Origin of the sequence: Yersinia canariae, assembly GCF_009831415.1 — a bacterium.
GTDB lineage: Bacteria > Pseudomonadota > Gammaproteobacteria > Enterobacterales > Enterobacteriaceae > Yersinia > Yersinia canariae.
Genome location: NZ_CP043727.1, coordinates 405,884 through 423,061, shown reverse-complemented (window position 1 = coordinate 423,061; position 17,178 = coordinate 405,884). Strand labels below are relative to the sequence as shown.

Genomic DNA, 17,178 nt, shown 5'->3' with positions numbered 1-17,178 from the left:
CTCCGTTATCCGGAGAGCATGTATCAGTTATGCCTGCAATTCTTCCAGCTTTTCGCAGCGAGCGTTGAAAGCCTTGGTCAGATGTTCAATGCTTTCCATAGGCACCAAGAAGATGAGCACCTTCACTTGTTTGATGTTCTCCGGCAGTTCCGAGGTGAACGTGCTGAAGTGGGTTTCGATCTCTATCTTGAGGTTGTCTACGTAATCAGCGAGCCAGCCTGACGAAAGAGCTGCACTGTCGTAGGTCAACAAGATGGGGAAGCAGAGAATATTCAGCATGTCATCGACAGGAGAATTCCGATGCAGAGCTTGATTGAAGGAATCTGCTTTTGGCTGGTGATGTAAAGGTTCGCGTAGAGAAATAATGATTTCGCGCTCTGCCGACAGCACGGTTTCTGAGATAGTTTCGTCAAGAATTTCTCGAATTTGCTCTAGCGTTGTATCCATGTCATTTGCTTTGCTCAAGCGGGCAAGACCTAGCCACAACTGGTCATCCTGATCAGGCATCTGAACGATGTGAGCATTGCCAAATTCTGAAAGCTTGCCAGCAGATTTGTAGAAGACTTTACACGCAACGGGCTCGCTGTTTTGGCGGCTGCGCAGGATGGAATGGAGAATTAATTCTGCAATGAGCCTGTCGCGCGAAAGCTCACTGTCGCTGAAGGTACTGATTGACCTAGCCAGTATCGTTTCGGCGTTATGCGCAAGGATGTTTACGATTTCACTGGCCTTTAGGGAAAACTCGGGTAGCCATTCGATGAGATGCTTTGCGTAATTTTCATGCCGCCATTTCTTAAGCGCATAGCGCACGTCAAAACCAGAAAATGAGTGCAACAAGCCCTCTTTTGTGTTGGCGTGAAACTCGACCAAGAACGGATCCGGACGCTTTTTATATGGTTTGGATGTGGCCGTTGACTTGTCATCAGCCTCGTCTAATAATTTCCTGAGGTAAGCCAGCGTCGGAGCTCGAAGGATGATCTTAGATGCTGCGGCTGTCTTCACGCTAGCTGTGGCCGCTTTGTCAGCAATCTCTAAAAATTCTTCGTAAATTGCCTTTAGTTGCGTGAAGTTGGGGCGATTTCCAAGCCCCTCCGCAAGCTGGGACAAAGCCTTTATATTGACGGCCTCCAGCGCCTCGACATCACCGTATACCTGCCAGACAAAGTTTTCCGCCCAGTACAAGAAGTCCCGTTTTTGAGGTGATACAACCGTTTTAAACTTCTTGCGCAGTGCCACACCTCGGGTCGTGGTTATGTCAGGCAGCACCCGCTTATCTATCTCTTTCTTGAATCCTTCAAGAATTTTTGCGACGTCGCGCTTGGTCACGATTCGGAAGCGGGCAATACCTGGGCGTACGTCGCATTTCAGCGATTTATGTAGCAGCGAAGAATTAGCCTTGGTGCCGTCTAACGCTGTTATCTCTTTCAAGTTCCATTTGCCATCACTTTCGGTTGTTTTGACCTGAATGTATTCATTTAGTATCTGGCCCGCGCATTGGAATACCGCCACGATGTCATCCGCTGTCTCGCATTCCACTTGGGAGTAGTTGCTGTCCCGGAGCATCTTGAAGATGAAACTGACAGCTACGTGATCTTGATACTTGAAGCCTTGCCTTGCCGCAGGCCCACCTGCATCGGATAGGCTAGTAATACTCATCATGACATCCTTGCATTGCGAGAAGATTTGCAGAAATTGGACATCAGCTCAGCCAATCAAGACAATACATGCGAAGCCTGCTAATACTACAGCGCTATTCCTATTGCAGTTATTGGCAGGTCATATGCAATATTTATTGTCACTTTATGCTGCTCTCAATAGTCCAAGGTAAAAGCAATATTTCGATTGAATCACCCCATAGTCGTAAACACAAGTTAACCGCTTTTGGCCGAAAGCAGTTATTTATACAAATGGATAATAGACGAAATAAATCATTGCGTCTCCGCTTTGCAGATCGCGCTGCTCCAGGTTCGCTGTCTGCTCATCCCTAACAGGTTTGGCTATGGCCATACTTCTGCATCCCTGACACCTACCGACTGGCTTCCAGAGCCGGGTCTGCGTGCTTGCGCCTGCCATGAAGCTCAGCACACAGGGACGACCGTTGACATGTCCAGCAGTCTTTCCTGACGCCATCACCTTGTCCGTGACTTTAACCCGTGGCTACGCGTCATCAAGGCGCGCCACTCTGCTGTGCGTTTGGGCCGCACCTACTTGCCGCTTTTACCCTTGCCGTTTCTTTCGCTGCTGCATTCCTTTGACCAGCTTCCGGTCGATTGACACGGACTGATATAATCAACGTCCTCTTCACGCACTGAGCTGCCTGTCAAACCTGATTGGTCCAAGAGTTGTGTAAGATTAGGTACAAGATAGTACAGATAGCCGGTCATTTGACCGGCTTGCAAGAAAGGTTACTGTGATTGAATACCCAGGCGCTCTTCCAACTGCGTCACCAGATACACTGCATCGACCGCATCCGGCAGGTTGATATACCAGCGCGGAGCCTGGGCATAATCCTGTGCGGTCGGCCAGTGTAACGTGCCGGTGATCGTCAACAGCAGATTGGCACTGCCATCGGCACCGGCGAGCTTCACCGCGACGCAACTGTGATGCCCCACCCGGTGCGGCGAACAGGTGATCGAGACCACAGACCGGGTACGTGCCCGAATCTGCTCACACAATTCTGCCAACTGCCCGGCATTTACCTCACTGATACGCGGATTACCCTGTGGCGGGGCCTCAAACAGCACGCTATCTTCACTACCGTCACCGGCCACAATCTCCAACATGGCCTTCTTCAACTGCATCATGCCGCCGCCTTAGCGATACCGCGAGCCACATCCAGTTGATGTGCAATCTGTTTTGCTGCCGCCAACTCTGACACCCCCTGCGCCTGCATAATCGCCCGTCGCGCCGCCTTCTCCTCTTTCTCGGTCATGCCCAATGCCAGATATAAGCTCGGCGGTACCGCCCGGAACAGCGCCTCGATGCGGCTCGCCAGTACCACCCCTTCGGTATAACAACGGGGGGTTTTGGTCGCCGACAGCAACATGGCTTTCTGCTCCGCCGTCAATTTCTTGAAGCGGGCGATCTCCTCCACCTCTTCCGGTGGCATCACCAGGCACAGCCACCATTCAATCATGTTGAGCATCTTCTTCGACGTGTTCGGGAAATCCTCCAGGTTCTGCGTTGCCAGCCACAGCCAGGCCCCCAGCTTACGCCACATCTTCACTATCTTGACCACAAACGGAGCCAACAGCGGGTTGGTCGTTATCATGTGTGCTTCATCGGTCGCAAACACGATTTCCCGGTCCAGGAATTGGTCGCGTTCGGCAATGTTGTTGATGGTGTTTACCAGCGAGGTATAGGCCACCGCCAATGCCGCCTCATACCCTTCCCGCGCTAACGTTCCCAGGTCAATCAACGTCACATCCGCCTCGGGCCAATTCTCACCGGGGCGGTCAAACAGCTCGCCCAGGAACCCCTGCATAAACACGCCCAGCGATTCCCCCATGTTCTGTGCTCGGGTTCGGCGAACTTCAGGACGCGCCGGATCAGCCGCAAACTGGTATAACGCCGCCTGCAGGTCGCTGGTGACCATCTGCCGCCCCGCGTTATAGGCTGCTCGCGCGGCCACCAGGATGGCCTCACGCATCATGCCCCGATCGGCCCGCTCCAGCTTGGCCTCTTCCTTGGCCTCGCCGCCGGTGATCATCAACCGAGCAACAATCTCCAGTTCACCCAGGATGTCACGCTCCTCATCGTCATCCTCCTCGTCACTGTCCTCGGTCTCGATACGCTCACTCAGTTCCTCCTCACTCACCAGCACGGCTGGCGTCTCGATCAGACGGTGGGCATCGGCAAAGGGAGCCAGGGAAATACCGCAACCGGGCTTGATGCTGACCTTGTTCACCGTCAGATCCAGCTCTTCGCAGTAATCCGCAAACAGACCAAAGGAGTTACCGGCTTCGGCAATAAACAGCCGGGGACGGTGGATAGCCATCAACTGCGCGAACAGGCTGTTCAATGTGGCCGATTTCCCCGAACCGGTGGGACCAAACAGCACCAGATGGGCATTCTTGGCGCGATCCTGACTGTTGAGCGGATCAAAGGTCAACGGTGCGCCGCCCCGGTTAAAGAAGGTGAAGCCAGGATGGCCGGTGCCGGTGTCACGACCAAACACCGGCAGCAGGTTGGCCATGTGCTGCACGAAGGTCAAACGGGTATACCAGTGTTTTTTGTCGTGCATCGGGTTAAAACACATCGGCAAGGCGCGAAGGTAGCCGTTGAGCGGGGCAACATCGAACTCCGGCTTAACCGGCTGCAGTCCGGCGTTCAACAAGACTGCCGTCAAGTCACGCTGGCGGGTATTCAGCACCTTGACTGTCGGGGCCTTCAGATAGAAGGTCATGCTGCCCCGGTACAGCTTGTGCTTTTCCCCCAGATAACGCTTGGCGGTTTCCGAGTCTTCACGCACCCGCTCCGACTCGGTATTCTCGCCGATGGCATTCTTCGCCAGGTGATTAAAGCGCTCTTCCAGCACGTCCTGGGGCTGCACCACCAGTGTCAGCGAGGCCACTGTCCCTTCCGGCAGTAAATCCATCAGCGCATTGATATTTTCCCCTTTTCGCGTCTCCCCCGTCAGGTGCCCCACGGTGGGCGCCCGGCGCAGCCGGTCGACCGTGACCGCCTTGTGCGGCAGTCCATCAAACCACCACACGCCGCGCTCCACGTCAGAACGCGGCGGTGAAAACAGCACCGTCTCACTGAAATCATTTTCCACCGGTAACACACCCGACTCATCATCCTGGTGCGCAGCCGTGCGATACAAGATCTCTTTATCGACCCAGTCAGGCTCGGGGTTAAACCAGCGCAGCAACCAGGCATGGATCTGCTCCCCATTCTGACGGGCCGCCACAACACCGGCACCGGCCAGCGCTGACGAGAGACGTTCACAAACCTGGTTCAACGCCTCTTCGGGCGCATGGGGCTCACGCAGTGCCGGATTGACATAGCGATAGACCACCATCCGGGTACGGCGTTGCTGACCGCGCCAGGGTGCGCCGGTGATCGCCTTATCGATAAACAGCCCCTTGGGTACCGCAATCCCGCGCATATGCCGTTCCATCTCGGTGAGATAGGCTTCAGTAAACGTCGTACCCTGCGCCCAGGGCTTGACGTAAGCACGCAGTTGATCCAGGTATTCGGTGACGTCGGTTTCATCCTGACAGAAGAACTGCACCACCCACGGGTGCGAATCCCGCTCCTCAAAACTGTCCTGCAGGGCGTCTTCCACCACATCGCGGATCTCCTCCAGCCGCTCCGGCGTCCGCCCTTCGGTACCCACCGGCACAATCTCAAACACCGCCCCGACCGATACCCCGTCATCGAGCAACAGGCACTGGCTGCGCGGCAGGTACTCGGCCCACGGCAGGTAATCCACAAACGTCGGGTTGTTCGGGTAAAGTGCCTTTTCCTCGGCCACCGTCAGCTTGCCGGTTTTCATCTGCGGCTCACGTGTCAAGACCGCCGTATCCAGGCCATCGTCTTCTGCTGCTGCGGGAGCCTGTTTGCCAATTTTCTTCTTGCTAAATAATGAGAACATTACAGCGCCTCCGTACGTTCACCCGGTAGCGCATACTGTACCCGGCTGTAAAACGGGAATACCGAGCTGTAGCCCGGCACCGGCGCGGGCTCATTTCCCGCCATGTGCGGGTAGATATAAATCACCATATCGGGGTTCGGCAGGCGCGGGAACACCTGCTGGATCTCGTTTTCCGCCGTCCGGGTATAGCTCTCCTCGATGGCCTGACGGGCAGCGCTGTCGTCATCGGTCAATCCCCGGCGTAATGTGCTGCGGGCCTCGGTGGCCGTCCGTGCCGACGAGCCTTTGTTTTGCCACAGCTCCAGCATGGTAGAATCCCCCGGTGGCAGCATTTCATCTTTGGTGGTACTGCAGCCAGCCAGCAACACGGTCAGGCACAATAAAGGTAAAAAGTGCTGTTTCATCAAAACCTCCTCAATCCAGCGCATGCTGCTGGCGGATATCAAAATCGTACCGAACCTTGCGGCCCTGTTCTTCATAGTCAATCGGGATTTGGCGGGTAATATGCACGGCCACCTGGGCACCCGGTGGGACATACACGGCGTCAAACATCTGGCCGTAACGCGCTTTCACCCAATCAGCCAGCTCGTTGGTGCCACCCGACAGCGCTTTACCCAACGCCGCCTGCCCGGCACTGCCGGTCAGCGTACTGGTCACCGTGGTACCGTCCACTGAGGTGGTCGTCTGGCTGTTGGCCATCGCATCCGCCGCTGCACCGGCCCCCGACAACGCGAACAGAGTCGGCAGGTACGTCGAGGCGTTGGATTTGCGCTCCCCGGACAGACACGGCACCCCGTTCTCATCGGACAACCAGCCAATACTGCCGCCGTTCGATTTGCCGTTGCTGCCGTCGCTGGATTTGGCCGGAGACGGCACGGTACGCACGGTGCCATCGGTAAAGACAAAGGTAATGGAATGCACTTCGCCCCGGACACAGGACAATACCCAATCGCCGGTGGCGGTGCCGGAGACAATCGCCCCTTCCACGTCCGGCAGCTCGATACCGTTGGCGGTCAGGTTCTCTTTGCCGATAAGCACTTTAAACGGGTACGGATCGGTGACTTTCCCATCAATCGGCACCCGGCCCAGCAGCGCTGTCATGCCACGGCTACCAATCAGCGTCGAGTTCTCCGGCAGTGTGTACACCGGTGTCGCTTCCTCGATGGCCTGCTGATTTTTCGCCGCCCGGTCCAAATCGGCTTTCTGGCGCGAAATAGCGTTATCATCCAGGCTGGCAAAGGAACTCGGGAACTGGAAACTGCCGGTGCCTGCCGCCGTGCCCACGGCAGCGGCCCCGATGACCGGTTTACCGTTGCGGTCAAGCTGCACGGCGTCCTGTGGCTCAATCCACATCACGCCGCCACTCACAGTGCCCGTTGCCCCGTCACTGCCCTCCAGGCCCAGCCCAATCGGCAAATCACCCTGCTGTCCCTGCCCTGATGCGGATGAACCGGCAGACGGCGTCTGACCTGACTGACCGCCCATCCCCTTCAGATTTTCAATCAGCGTTGCCAGGCGCTGCTGCTCCGCCTGAAGTTTCTGCCGGGCCTGCACCTCTTCCTGCTTCGCCACATTGACCGCATCACGAATGCGGTTATCCACATTCACTCCGCCTTCTTTGAGGGTGGCGTTCTCTTCCGACAGCGTGACATTCTGCCGCTCCAGACTGGCCTGCTTGTCCTGGATAACCTTCAGACGTGCCACCAGGGTTCGCAGGGTATCTTCCGGGGTATCCCCCTCGATACCGAGGATCTGCAGCTCCTCATCGGTCAGGTCAGCCACCGTATTCGTTTTGACGGTCGATGAGACCGGTGGGGTACCTGAACCACAGGATTTCACCCCAATGGCGATGGCAATAAACAGCACCACCGGCACCAGGACTTTCAGCAGGGTATTGGATTTAATTTGCATGAGTCTGCCCTCTTGATGAGGTTCGCGCCTTGCCCTTCACGGCAGGGGCCACCGGCTCTGGCAGAAATGCCGCGTCCGGGCGTCCCTGCATCACCAGGTACAGCAGGGTGGTGTCTTCCGGTGTACCGGCAGCACCCAGCCAGCGATGCTGGAAGGTCGCCGAATGGAAGGTGCCCTGCAAACGACGCGGGTCAAGTACCACTTTCCCCGACCGCTGATTGGTCAGCTTCAGGGCTACCACGTTGACCCCCTGAACACCCCAGGCCGCCAGTGGGCGCACCGTGACCGGCTCGGAAGGCAGCAGAGAAGTGATGTTCGATGACAGACCGTGCGAAATGGCGTGTACCCCCGGCAACGCTTCAATCGTACGCAAGGGGGCATACAGACGTTGTGCCGCATAACGCGTCAGGGCAATCGGCAGGGGCGTCGTAATACGCGGGGTGTTGTCTTTGGCAGAGATCTGGCCCTTACCCTGGGTTGTGGCCGTCTCTTCTGCACTGACCGAGGTGTTATCACTGCCGGTCGCACTGGAAACGTCACCCTGATAGACCAGGCTCACCGGCTCACGCACCTGCTTGCCCTCCAGGGCAGTGATATCCAGCAGGATAAGCTCGCCGTTTTCCACGTCCTGCAGTTGCAGTCGAGTGGTGGCAAAGGCGCTGCTCGCCTGCAGGTACACGGCACCGCCGGTGCTCTGTACCCGCAGCTTACCGTTCAACTCGGGAGGGAAACCCACACGCACATTCTTGTTTACAAACACAATGCGTTCCTGCCCCACGGTCAGTGGCACCTGCAGTGGAATACGCTCCCACTTCATCAGTTCTACCGCCTCGACCGGCAGAGGGGCACCCAGTATGCCTACCGTACCCAGCAACGCCAGGCACAGCGGCAGATAATGATGTTTTATACGCATCAGAACAGTCCTTTCTTCTCAACCGGCGCGACCGGGGCCGCTTCCAGGCGTTGGGGAATATCGGCGTAGCAATCAAGTGCCAGACCAAACGGATTGGCTTCCGGGTTCTGATCCCAGCGCACAATCTTCAGCGGGTAGCGCACCAGTGCGCGTTTGACCGGTTCGGTGTGGTAATACTCATCGGCCACCAGATCCAGGCGCACAATCCAGCTATCGCGGCTCACTACTGTCACGCTGTCATCCTTGTAACCGCGTCCCGGTACTTCCGAGATCCCCCGGACGCGCTCCCGTAACTCCCCGGCGGACGAACGCTGTTTTGCATCCTTGTTCAGCCACTCTTCACAGGTCGGCGTCAGGTAGGCAGAGAGAGTGCTGATACGGTACGGGTAGTCGGTATTGCCGTCTTTCGGCCAAGAGTTAAGTTGCTGGAAGATGTAAAAGGCAAAGCTGTAGACGGTGGACGGGTGAACCTCCCACCAGGCGCGGGTCGAGCCCGAGCGCAGATCGGGCGGGTTATGAACGGTCAGGTTGCGCGGTGACAACATCCAGCCAGCAAGGGCTATCATCAGCAGAACCATCAACACCCCGCAGGCTCCACGCAGGGTTGAAATATGGCGGTCACGCGCATTGACCGCACTTCTGTACTTACTCATCAAATTCCTCCTGGAACTGGCGAATGACCGGCGTTGAACGGCGCAATGCCCAGGTCTGGTTACGGTGTATCAAGTGGGGATTGCCCATCCGCTGACGGCTCAGCCACAGCTCAACACGCCGGTACAGATAGTTCTCCGGTTTACCGCGCTTGAAGCGGGCCATCAGCTTGCCGCCGAAGAACACCGTAAACAGCGGCATCAATAAGCTGACAGTAGGAAAAGCCAGCCAGCCGATGAACGGCGCAAAGGGTATGGCGACCACCAGGCCGCCCAGTACGCTCAACCCCGCTGTCATAAACAGCTCCGGCGTAGTAAAGCCTTTGAACACGATAGGCTCGGCATTGAGCCTGTCAGGCAAAAACGAGATGGTCGCCATACCGTACCTGCCTTAGCCTACGATGACCGTGGCCGCTTTGGTTGCCAGCCAGATGACAGCGACCACAAGCACGATACCGACCACGACCAACATACCGAATTTGGCCCAAGTGGATTTTCCCTGCTGCACTTCAGCAAAGGTGGCAATAATGGCGTTCGCCACAACCAGCAGCGCCACAGCCGCCAGAATTAAGCCACCCAGCACGATGCCGTCATTCACATAGCCAGAAATCTGGCCGTAGAATGAACTGTCGGTGCTGGATTTTGGGCCTTCCACGGTCGGTAAAGCTGCCTGGGCGGACGTGACTGCCGTTAACGCCAGCAGCAGGGTGGACTGACGGACACGCTGTGCGACACGGCGGGAGGAAGAGAGAAGAGACTGCAGATTCATGATGGTTTCCTTACAAATAAAGAAGAGATAAATGATTAACTGGCGAACAAATACAGACTGACCAACAGCAAGATGACGACACGCACCACGAAGCGTTGAACGGCAGCCCCTTTGATGTTGCCTGCCGCATAGCCCCGATAGACGTGAACAAATCCCCACCCTGCCCACAGCGTCAATACCGCTATCAATGAACCGATAAACAGCAGGTTCAGGACGGCGGGCTCGACGTTGCCAGCAGCGGCTTTAAACGCGGCGGTCTGTGTTTCATTCATTACCGACGCTCCTGGCGATATTGCCCGGAGACTGACGATGTGGTGGGTTGAGCACGGGAAGGTTCGAGGTAAAACTCAATCCCCCTGCGCATCGTGTTGACGTCCTGCGTGGCCCGCAGATAGTCAAAATGAAAACGCCCGGACTGACCGTCCTGAACCGCCATCACACGGGCGCGCTCTAGGCTGGCCTGCACCTGATCCAACTGCTTCATGACCAGGGCCAATTCGTCTTTCTCACTGGCCTGGACGGACAGTGCGGTGAACAGACTGCCTGCGAGACACAACGCCCGCAGCGGTGCTATGTGCATGGGAACCTCCTTTTACGGGTAATAGATGCAAGGCAGAGCTTGGCGAAAAGGAGGGGGAGGGTCAGCAAACAACTAGAAGGGGGATTTTGAAAATTTATCCGGAGCTAAACAGTGTGAGATCTGCGCTCTAGGGATGATAAGTCATGAAAACAGACCAGAAAAACGCTTGGGTCCATTGTGCGAGGCATGTGTCACCTCAAAGATGTAACTTAAACATGTACATATGTCATACTGAATCATGCCACCCTAAAGGAAAAGATGTAAAAAATCATTAAAATCAACTAGTTAAATTTATTTTTAATTTTATTAACAGTAATAGATTAACTTTTTGTAGAATGTCTTGGTGAAACAATAAGGATCTATATAGCATGTCTATTTACGCAATTTGGAACAACAAAGGCGGTGTTGGGAAGAGCTATCTGACATTCCAGTTAGCTTCCGAGTACGCCAGACAGAACCCACAGAAAAAAGTGCTTGTTGTGGATCTTTGTCCTCAAGCCAATTCTTCATCTATGTTGTTAGGAGGAATGATTGAAGGGGAAAATCAGCTCACCAGAATTCATACGCAGCAACCTAAAAGAACTATCTCCGGCTACATTGATGAAAGAATAAGAAGCCCATATGTGTCTCCAAATTCTGGGGCAAATTATATTACTCAAGTATTTCCCCTAAATAGACGCATTCCAAATAACGTCTACTTAGTTGTTGGTGATGAGCAACTAGAAACACAGTCATCCCGAGTTTCTAGTGCTGCCAACCCAGGACCACAGGATGCTTGGAGAAGCGTTCATTTATGGATTCGTGACCTAATTGATGATATTAGGATTTCATGGAATAATGAGGATTGCTGTGTTTTTGTTGATTGCAATCCAAGCTTTTCTATTTATACAGAATTAGCATTGTCAGCATCTGACAGATTACTTATTCCTTTCTCTGCCGATGGTTCGTCTAAGCGTGCTGTAAAAGCTATATTATCGCTAGTTTATGGTGTACAACGCCACGCTGGTGAACCTCTCTCTGAATTTGTTATAGAATCAAGACGTTGGAGGATGCAAGCGCCTCTCATATATATGTATGTCGGTAATAGACTTACACAAATGAATAGCTCATCTGCCTCAGCGTTTAGAACCGTTGTAAGCGAAATAGGAGAAGAGATCTGGAGTGTTTGGCAAAACAGCCCTCAAGTATTCTGTGTTCACCCAAATGGTGCTGCTACGCCAGGCAATAAGCGAGCTTTCAAAGCTATGTTCCAATATGAAGTTAGTGATGCAAACTCAGCATCCGTAGTTTCTGGTGCGTTAGGAATACCGATAGCATCCCTTACTGCTGGACAAAAAGATGTAGCGGGCAGAAGCATAACAGTGAATCAATCACAATTAGACAAACAAGTTCCAAATGTTCGAGATCTCGCTATGAATATTGAATAATATTTTTCATCCAAAACATCCAGAGGGACTATTACTTTGGGTGTTTTGATAAAATGGAGATATTATCGAGAGTGATTAAAATTCGCCCGCAAAGCTTAACATATAAAACCTCATCATTATAATGATGAGGTTCATTGCTATATCCCGCAAATGTTATTTAATAATGCAACATTAGCCCATAAAGCGATTTAATTTAAATATTATTACTAGACTAGTCGTAAGGCAGCTTTGCTTTTTGAGGACTGCCCTCCAGATCCCTGAACTATAGATACGCCAAATAATAAATTTGAAAGTTCATCTATAGGAATATTTAGGGTGTTAGCTATCACCGCCATAGAAATTCCATCTAAACTCAGGTTTTCTATAACCTTCTCTATAATCAGTGAACGCTCCCGCTCAATCCCACCAGGCTCTCCTGTTCTATAACCTTTTACAGAGGCATCTCTCATCAAACTATTATATTGCCAGTCACTTAATGCGCCTGCATTTCTCATTCGAACGATCAAGGCCATAGCAGATACACGCCAATTAGCTTTAAGCTGAATTATTTTATCTAATGTAGGAAATGCAAGTTTTGCCGCTAGTATATTTTCTTTAGGCATTAAGAAGCACGATGCGAAGGAGTCTGCTTCCTTCTCAACATCCTGTCCCTGAGGTATTCCATGCCTATGCAAGACCAAATGACCCAATTCATGTGCAGCGTCAAACCTACTTCTTTCACCTGTCTTTTTTGTATTCAGAAACACATACGGAATACCGTCTTTCCAAAAAGAAAAGGCATCTATATCAGCGGTGTCCTCTGCAAGGAAAAAGACTTTAGCCCCATGTTTTTCAAGGAGATGTATCACATTTCCTATACTTTTCTTCCCAAGTCCCCATGCTTCTCTTAAAGACTCAGCGGCTGTCTCTGGCTCACTCCCTCTCATATCTGGAACATCAACTGCAGGTAACTTGAATTTTTCATCAAAATAGTTACTAACCATGACACCAAGTCCACCGACACCTATTGCAGCATGCTGCTCCGCTGCTTTAGTTTTCCTAAGTGAACGGAAGGAAACTGTGTTGGGGTTTATGCTTTCAATATCATCGCCAAAAAAGAAAGATTCCGGGTACTTAAGCGCATTAACATAGGCTGAAATGGTTGCGTCAGTTGGAGCATACAAACAATACTCCTTTTCATACTCAATAATAATACGTGAAGACAACCCTGTAGCCTCAGCTAACTCTTTCAGGGTCATCTTCCTCCTGATCCTAGCTAAACGCAGCCTGGAAGGATTAAATAATTTTCTATTCTCGGAATCTAATTCTTTCATATTCTTACAACGTCAATATCAATTTCTTCGATGAAATCTTCATCCTGAATAATTTCACCACCATCAAACGGAACAGAATTTAATATTATTCTCTCGCCCCAAGTATTTACCCGAGCAAACCCATTGACCACTTTCATTCCAACAGGAAATGAAATTTCGCAACGTACCTCTTTATTTCCACTATCATAGTAATAAAGAACGATGTATGTCTGTGTAGTATCTACTGCTTGAGGAGGTTCTAATCCAAGTCCATCATTAGAAAACATCGGATGTTCTACTGGAAATAATTCAAGAGTATCTGAGTTGCTGCTCACAATACTCATGGTAGCCTCGCCTTTTGCGTTTTTTGTTTTTGGCCATCCTTCCGACTGCCCAGTATCTTTATCTCCGGCAGTAACTACCAGGTTAATCCCTAATTTAGAGTTGTGAATCATCTCCATGCGATTTTGTCGCGAAGAGCTCCAGCCAAGATCTTTTGCGATCAACTCACCGCGCAATGCAGCTACGAACTGACTCCAAAATCTAAAACCGCCATCAATCACTGGATGTAGCTTACTCGTTCGGCGACGCTCATAAAGAGCACTTGTAATCGCGTTATGAACATCATCCGGATCGATACCCATCTGAGACAGTCGCGTTACTGAAGCATCCTGAATTGTTATCTTACACTTTGGTATATTCATTGTGACTACTCTTCATTTATGGGCACTTCATGATTTTTACATAAATTTAATGCGCAAATCAAGAAGTGAAAAAATTTAAAGTTGCGCCCCATGCTCTTGCCAGGCGAGTACTACCACGGATACCTCCCCAACTTCCTATACCGAAGATGTACAATAATCCTGTCGAATTAGACCTTTATCAGCAATCACAAATACTTTTTGAATGACCCCATCGTCACCGATATCGCCAGCCCCATCAGCAGCGCAGCAGGCAGCAACAGCAGGTTCGGATACACTGAGAACGGTGCGGACAGATAGAGGATGCAGGGAATATAGACTGCCGGTTTCACAAACCGCTTGGCATGGTGATACAGAAAACTCGACTCATACCCAGCACCATAGCGACGTAGGTCACGCCTCACCATCCCGTCTACGATTCCCACCAGGGCCACCAGAACAAACAGCGGCACCGACAACACCAGAATGGTGACACGCATCAGGAAAACCAGCGTGACATACATCGAGGCCATCAGGTATTCACGCGCCACCTGTATCAACCAGGCTCCACTGACATTGAGGCCATCCGTCAGGGCATTACCGCTGTTACTTGACTGCGCTGACTGGAGCCACCCCAGAAAACCACTGTTCACAAACAGCCACTGGTAGCCAACGGTTATCCAGGTACTCACCGTGGTCACCGGCGCAGACAGCAACAAACTACGGGTAAACCCTTCAGAGAAATAACCGCTTTCCGTCACCATCACCGCACGGCTGTGCTCGGCTCCCAGTTCCGGCCAAAAGAAGGCAATCCCGATGTACTCCACTATCAAGCTAAACAACAGGGAGACCAGTAACATGCCGACTACCCGCCAGGGCATGTCCCACAATACCGTCATCAGCACACCATGCGGTTTAGGTGGCTGGGCCTGCTGAACCGGTTGCGGGGAAGAAGATGCTTGTGCCATACCCCTCTCCTTAATGTAGCGCCAGGACTTCCAGCTCACACTGCAGCAGCATGGGCTGGGCATTGATTGTCACCCAGATGCCCACCTGATTAGCCGGGCAAGGCTCCTGCTCACGTCTGGCGTCATACCCTAATCTGCTTAACGCTGCCACTATCTCCGGGGCAAACGGCGTTGAACAATGCTGGTTTTTCAGCACCGCCATGATATCGCGAGGCACCTCTGCAGACAGCCCCAGACTGGATGCCAGCACAACACTGACACGATACTGTTGTTTCATTGAGTTTCCTTCTTCAGACCACGTTATTGTCAATCTCGGGTGCCCGGTCTCCCGGCAAGGCCGTTCCCGACCACCAGGTATCGCCCGTGCGGTAATTTTTCTTCATATACTCGGCGATTTTCGCCAGACTTTCCGGCATCAAGGCATCATTCCCCGCCGCTGGCAACGGCATACGGATCTTCCACAGTTTCCCCCCTTCCAGCAAGGCAAAGGCCTGGCCTTTAGGCAGGTTGATCACATTGGCCGGGGTGATCAGTGGGGTACGCACTGAGCTGACCCTGTCTTGAGTATTAGACGTAAAATCACTGCCCATTTCCGGGTTAGAAATGTCAGTCACCCCGGACACCAGTGTCTTGGTATACACCTCGACTTCAGGCACTTGTTTCGTCATCAGTTCTGCCGTTTCGGTATGCCGAACGCGCAGCATCACCAGGCTGTTGAAGTTACCGACCACCTGAGCGGCCTTGGCAGCACTCCCTAGCCGTGCCTCGATGTCCGGCAGGGTTTGGGTATAGGCTGTCACCTCGATACCTGCACCGCCCCCTTTGTTGATAAGCGGGATAAACTCGTCACCCATCAGTTCGTTGAATTCATCACAATGCAGGCTGATCGGGGTTTTCTTCCCGTCATCACCCGGTAAACCGTCGTTGATACCAAACTTATAAATATGCCCCGCCACGCTCACCAGGTCGGCAAACATGCTGTTGCCCACCGCTGCAGCCACCTCCGGGTCTGACAACGCATCCAGGCCGATATAGACAATGCCCTTTTTACGGATCACCTGCTGCCAGTCAAAAATCGTGCGCGGATCGGTCAGGTCGGTATAGTCCGGTGAGATGAGTTGCGCCGTCTTGCCGGAGGTCAGTTTCTCCAGCAACGGCAACAGGCTGGCAACAATCTTGTCATAGTATTTCTGGTCATAGCGAACAGACGAGCGCAGGCCATCCAGGATAGGGTCATACACCCGTTTTCCCTCATCACTCCCCAAAACGTGCTCAATCGCCACGATACGCATCGAGCGCCCCTCCATATGCCGAGGAATATCACGCTCATCGAGAACGGGCACCAGACTCTCAATCTGCAGCCACAACGCCGGGGCATGTTGCGACAGGTAAAACTCGGCGTAGTTTTCATAGAGGTCACTGATGTTATTAACGTAACGCATGATCAGACCAAAGTCAGGCCGCTGTCCCAGGGCAACCAGGCCACGGGCGATAATGTTGACAAACCGCCAGGCAAACTCCCGAAACACCGCATTGTTACCGCCGCCTTCCAATTGTCCAGCCACACGGGTAGCCACCTCAGAAATACGGTTGAAACGGCCCACGGCGTTGTAGCGGGCACTGATGTCGGGCCAACCCAGGTGAAACACCTGCAGCTCGCTGGCGCGACCGGCGCGGTGGGCTTCGGCGTAAATGCGCTTGAGCAGATCCGCATCCCCTTTTGGGTCAAAGACAATGGTGACATTGCCACGCCGGATATCTTGGGTGATCAGCAGCTCTGCCAGACGGGTCTTCCCGACGCGGGTCGTGCCCAGAACCAGCATATGTCCCACCCGCTCCAGCAGGCTCAGCGACACATTGACCTCATCAGGTTCAATACCGTGCAATGCGGGCTTACCGCCGACGTCCGGCAGTGGACGTACCGGATTGAACGCCGACTGGCTGGAAAGCCATTTGCACAAGGTGGGGTAACGGTATTCGTAACGTTGTTCAAAGCGACGCGCCGCCTGGTACAGCGCCGGGGGATTCACATAGCGTTCCACTTCGGGGCGCAATGTCGCCAGCAGGCGCTGGGTATGTTTCTGTTCCCATAAAAATCCGCGCCCCAGGAACAAACGTTGGTGACTCACTGGCACCTCAGCGCTGGTCATCACATAACGCGGTAAACGGCGGATATTGCGCCGATAGCGCAGCACCCTGAACCCTTCACGGGTCCGTTTCAGCGCAAACACGGCAAACCCACCGGCAGTGACATAGCTGACAACAGGAGCCAACGCCACCGCCCAGGGCGCTGTCACACAGATATAGCTGGCACAGGCGGCAACAACTGCGGTATTTAGCTCGACAGCCGGTCGCAACATCGCCTCAATCACATAACGATCACTCATTG

The 17,178-nt window shown here is 53.0% G+C and carries 17 protein-coding genes; 1 reads left to right on the top strand and 16 read right to left on the bottom strand.

The window, feature by feature from the left end; genetic code table 11:
- Nucleotides 1-27 precede the first annotated feature (27 nt).
- From F0T03_RS01990 to F0T03_RS01940, 11 genes are all read right to left on the bottom strand, one after another.
- On the bottom strand, nucleotides 28-1,659 hold the full coding sequence (locus F0T03_RS01990) for a HamA C-terminal domain-containing protein (protein ID WP_230678717.1): 1,632 nt from the start codon (nucleotides 1,657-1,659) through the stop codon (nucleotides 28-30).
- Between the two features lie 746 nt (nucleotides 1,660-2,405).
- On the bottom strand, nucleotides 2,406-2,804 hold the full coding sequence (locus F0T03_RS01985; RefSeq protein ID WP_050073154.1) for a hypothetical protein: 399 nt from the start codon (nucleotides 2,802-2,804) through the stop codon (nucleotides 2,406-2,408).
- Nucleotides 2,801-5,599, bottom strand: coding sequence for a conjugative transfer ATPase (locus F0T03_RS01980; RefSeq protein WP_115058001.1), 2,799 nt, complete (start codon nucleotides 5,597-5,599; stop codon nucleotides 2,801-2,803). The genes F0T03_RS01985 and F0T03_RS01980 overlap by 4 nt, the downstream gene beginning before the upstream one ends.
- Nucleotides 5,599-6,003, bottom strand: coding sequence for a TIGR03751 family conjugal transfer lipoprotein (locus F0T03_RS01975; protein ID WP_050073156.1), 405 nt, complete (start codon nucleotides 6,001-6,003; stop codon nucleotides 5,599-5,601). The genes F0T03_RS01980 and F0T03_RS01975 overlap by 1 nt, the downstream gene beginning before the upstream one ends.
- Before the next feature lie 10 nt (nucleotides 6,004-6,013).
- Nucleotides 6,014-7,510, bottom strand: coding sequence for a TIGR03752 family integrating conjugative element protein (locus tag F0T03_RS01970; protein WP_050073157.1), 1,497 nt, complete (start codon nucleotides 7,508-7,510; stop codon nucleotides 6,014-6,016).
- Nucleotides 7,500-8,423 carry a TIGR03749 family integrating conjugative element protein gene (locus tag F0T03_RS01965; RefSeq protein ID WP_050073158.1) on the bottom strand — a complete coding sequence of 308 codons (924 nt, stop codon included), beginning with the start codon at nucleotides 8,421-8,423 and terminating at the stop codon, nucleotides 7,500-7,502. The genes F0T03_RS01970 and F0T03_RS01965 overlap by 11 nt, the downstream gene beginning before the upstream one ends.
- Nucleotides 8,423-9,076 (bottom strand): PFL_4703 family integrating conjugative element protein, encoded by a 654-nt coding sequence (locus F0T03_RS01960; RefSeq protein WP_050073159.1) that lies wholly within the window; start codon nucleotides 9,074-9,076, stop codon nucleotides 8,423-8,425. The genes F0T03_RS01965 and F0T03_RS01960 overlap by 1 nt, the downstream gene beginning before the upstream one ends.
- A complete protein-coding gene (locus F0T03_RS01955) occupies nucleotides 9,069-9,452 on the bottom strand; it encodes a TIGR03750 family conjugal transfer protein (RefSeq protein ID WP_050073160.1) in 384 nt (127 codons plus the stop codon). The genes F0T03_RS01960 and F0T03_RS01955 overlap by 8 nt, the downstream gene beginning before the upstream one ends.
- A gap of 12 nt (nucleotides 9,453-9,464) precedes the next feature.
- Nucleotides 9,465-9,842 (bottom strand): TIGR03745 family integrating conjugative element membrane protein, encoded by a 378-nt coding sequence (locus F0T03_RS01950; protein ID WP_050073162.1) that lies wholly within the window; start codon nucleotides 9,840-9,842, stop codon nucleotides 9,465-9,467.
- Between the two features lie 35 nt (nucleotides 9,843-9,877).
- The gene (locus tag F0T03_RS01945) at nucleotides 9,878-10,114 is read right to left on the bottom strand and encodes a TIGR03758 family integrating conjugative element protein (protein WP_050073164.1); all 237 of its coding nucleotides are present in this window, start codon (nucleotides 10,112-10,114) and stop codon (nucleotides 9,878-9,880) included.
- Nucleotides 10,114-10,422, bottom strand: coding sequence for an integrative conjugative element protein, RAQPRD family (locus F0T03_RS01940; RefSeq protein WP_050073166.1), 309 nt, complete (start codon nucleotides 10,420-10,422; stop codon nucleotides 10,114-10,116). Before F0T03_RS01940 ends, F0T03_RS01945 begins: the two co-directional genes overlap by 1 nt.
- 368 nt (nucleotides 10,423-10,790) lie before the next feature.
- Here F0T03_RS01940 and F0T03_RS01935 point away from each other — a divergent pair, with 368 nt between their 5' ends.
- Complete coding sequence (locus F0T03_RS01935) at nucleotides 10,791-11,849, top strand: ParA family protein (protein WP_050073167.1); 1,059 nt, start codon at nucleotides 10,791-10,793, stop codon at nucleotides 11,847-11,849.
- A gap of 206 nt (nucleotides 11,850-12,055) precedes the next feature.
- Here F0T03_RS01935 and F0T03_RS01930 read toward each other — a convergent pair whose 3' ends face one another.
- The 5 genes from F0T03_RS01930 to traD all read right to left on the bottom strand — a co-directional run bounded on the left by F0T03_RS01930 (nucleotide 12,056) and on the right by traD (nucleotide 17,176).
- Nucleotides 12,056-13,162: a helix-turn-helix domain-containing protein gene (locus tag F0T03_RS01930; RefSeq protein WP_050073169.1), complete on the bottom strand. Its 1,107-nt coding sequence runs from the start codon at nucleotides 13,160-13,162 to the stop codon at nucleotides 12,056-12,058.
- Nucleotides 13,159-13,845 (bottom strand): hypothetical protein, encoded by a 687-nt coding sequence (locus F0T03_RS01925; protein WP_050073170.1) that lies wholly within the window; start codon nucleotides 13,843-13,845, stop codon nucleotides 13,159-13,161. Before F0T03_RS01925 ends, F0T03_RS01930 begins: the two co-directional genes overlap by 4 nt.
- A 185-nt stretch (nucleotides 13,846-14,030) precedes the next feature.
- On the bottom strand, nucleotides 14,031-14,789 hold the full coding sequence (locus tag F0T03_RS01920) for a TIGR03747 family integrating conjugative element membrane protein (protein ID WP_050073172.1): 759 nt from the start codon (nucleotides 14,787-14,789) through the stop codon (nucleotides 14,031-14,033).
- A 10-nt stretch (nucleotides 14,790-14,799) separates the two neighbouring features.
- Nucleotides 14,800-15,066, bottom strand: a complete 267-nt coding sequence (locus tag F0T03_RS01915; protein WP_050073173.1) for a hypothetical protein — start codon at nucleotides 15,064-15,066, stop codon at nucleotides 14,800-14,802.
- A gap of 13 nt (nucleotides 15,067-15,079) precedes the next feature.
- Nucleotides 15,080-17,176 (bottom strand): type IV conjugative transfer system coupling protein TraD, encoded by a 2,097-nt coding sequence (traD, locus tag F0T03_RS01910; RefSeq protein ID WP_050073174.1) that lies wholly within the window; start codon nucleotides 17,174-17,176, stop codon nucleotides 15,080-15,082.
- Between the last annotated feature and the right edge of the window lie 2 nt (nucleotides 17,177-17,178).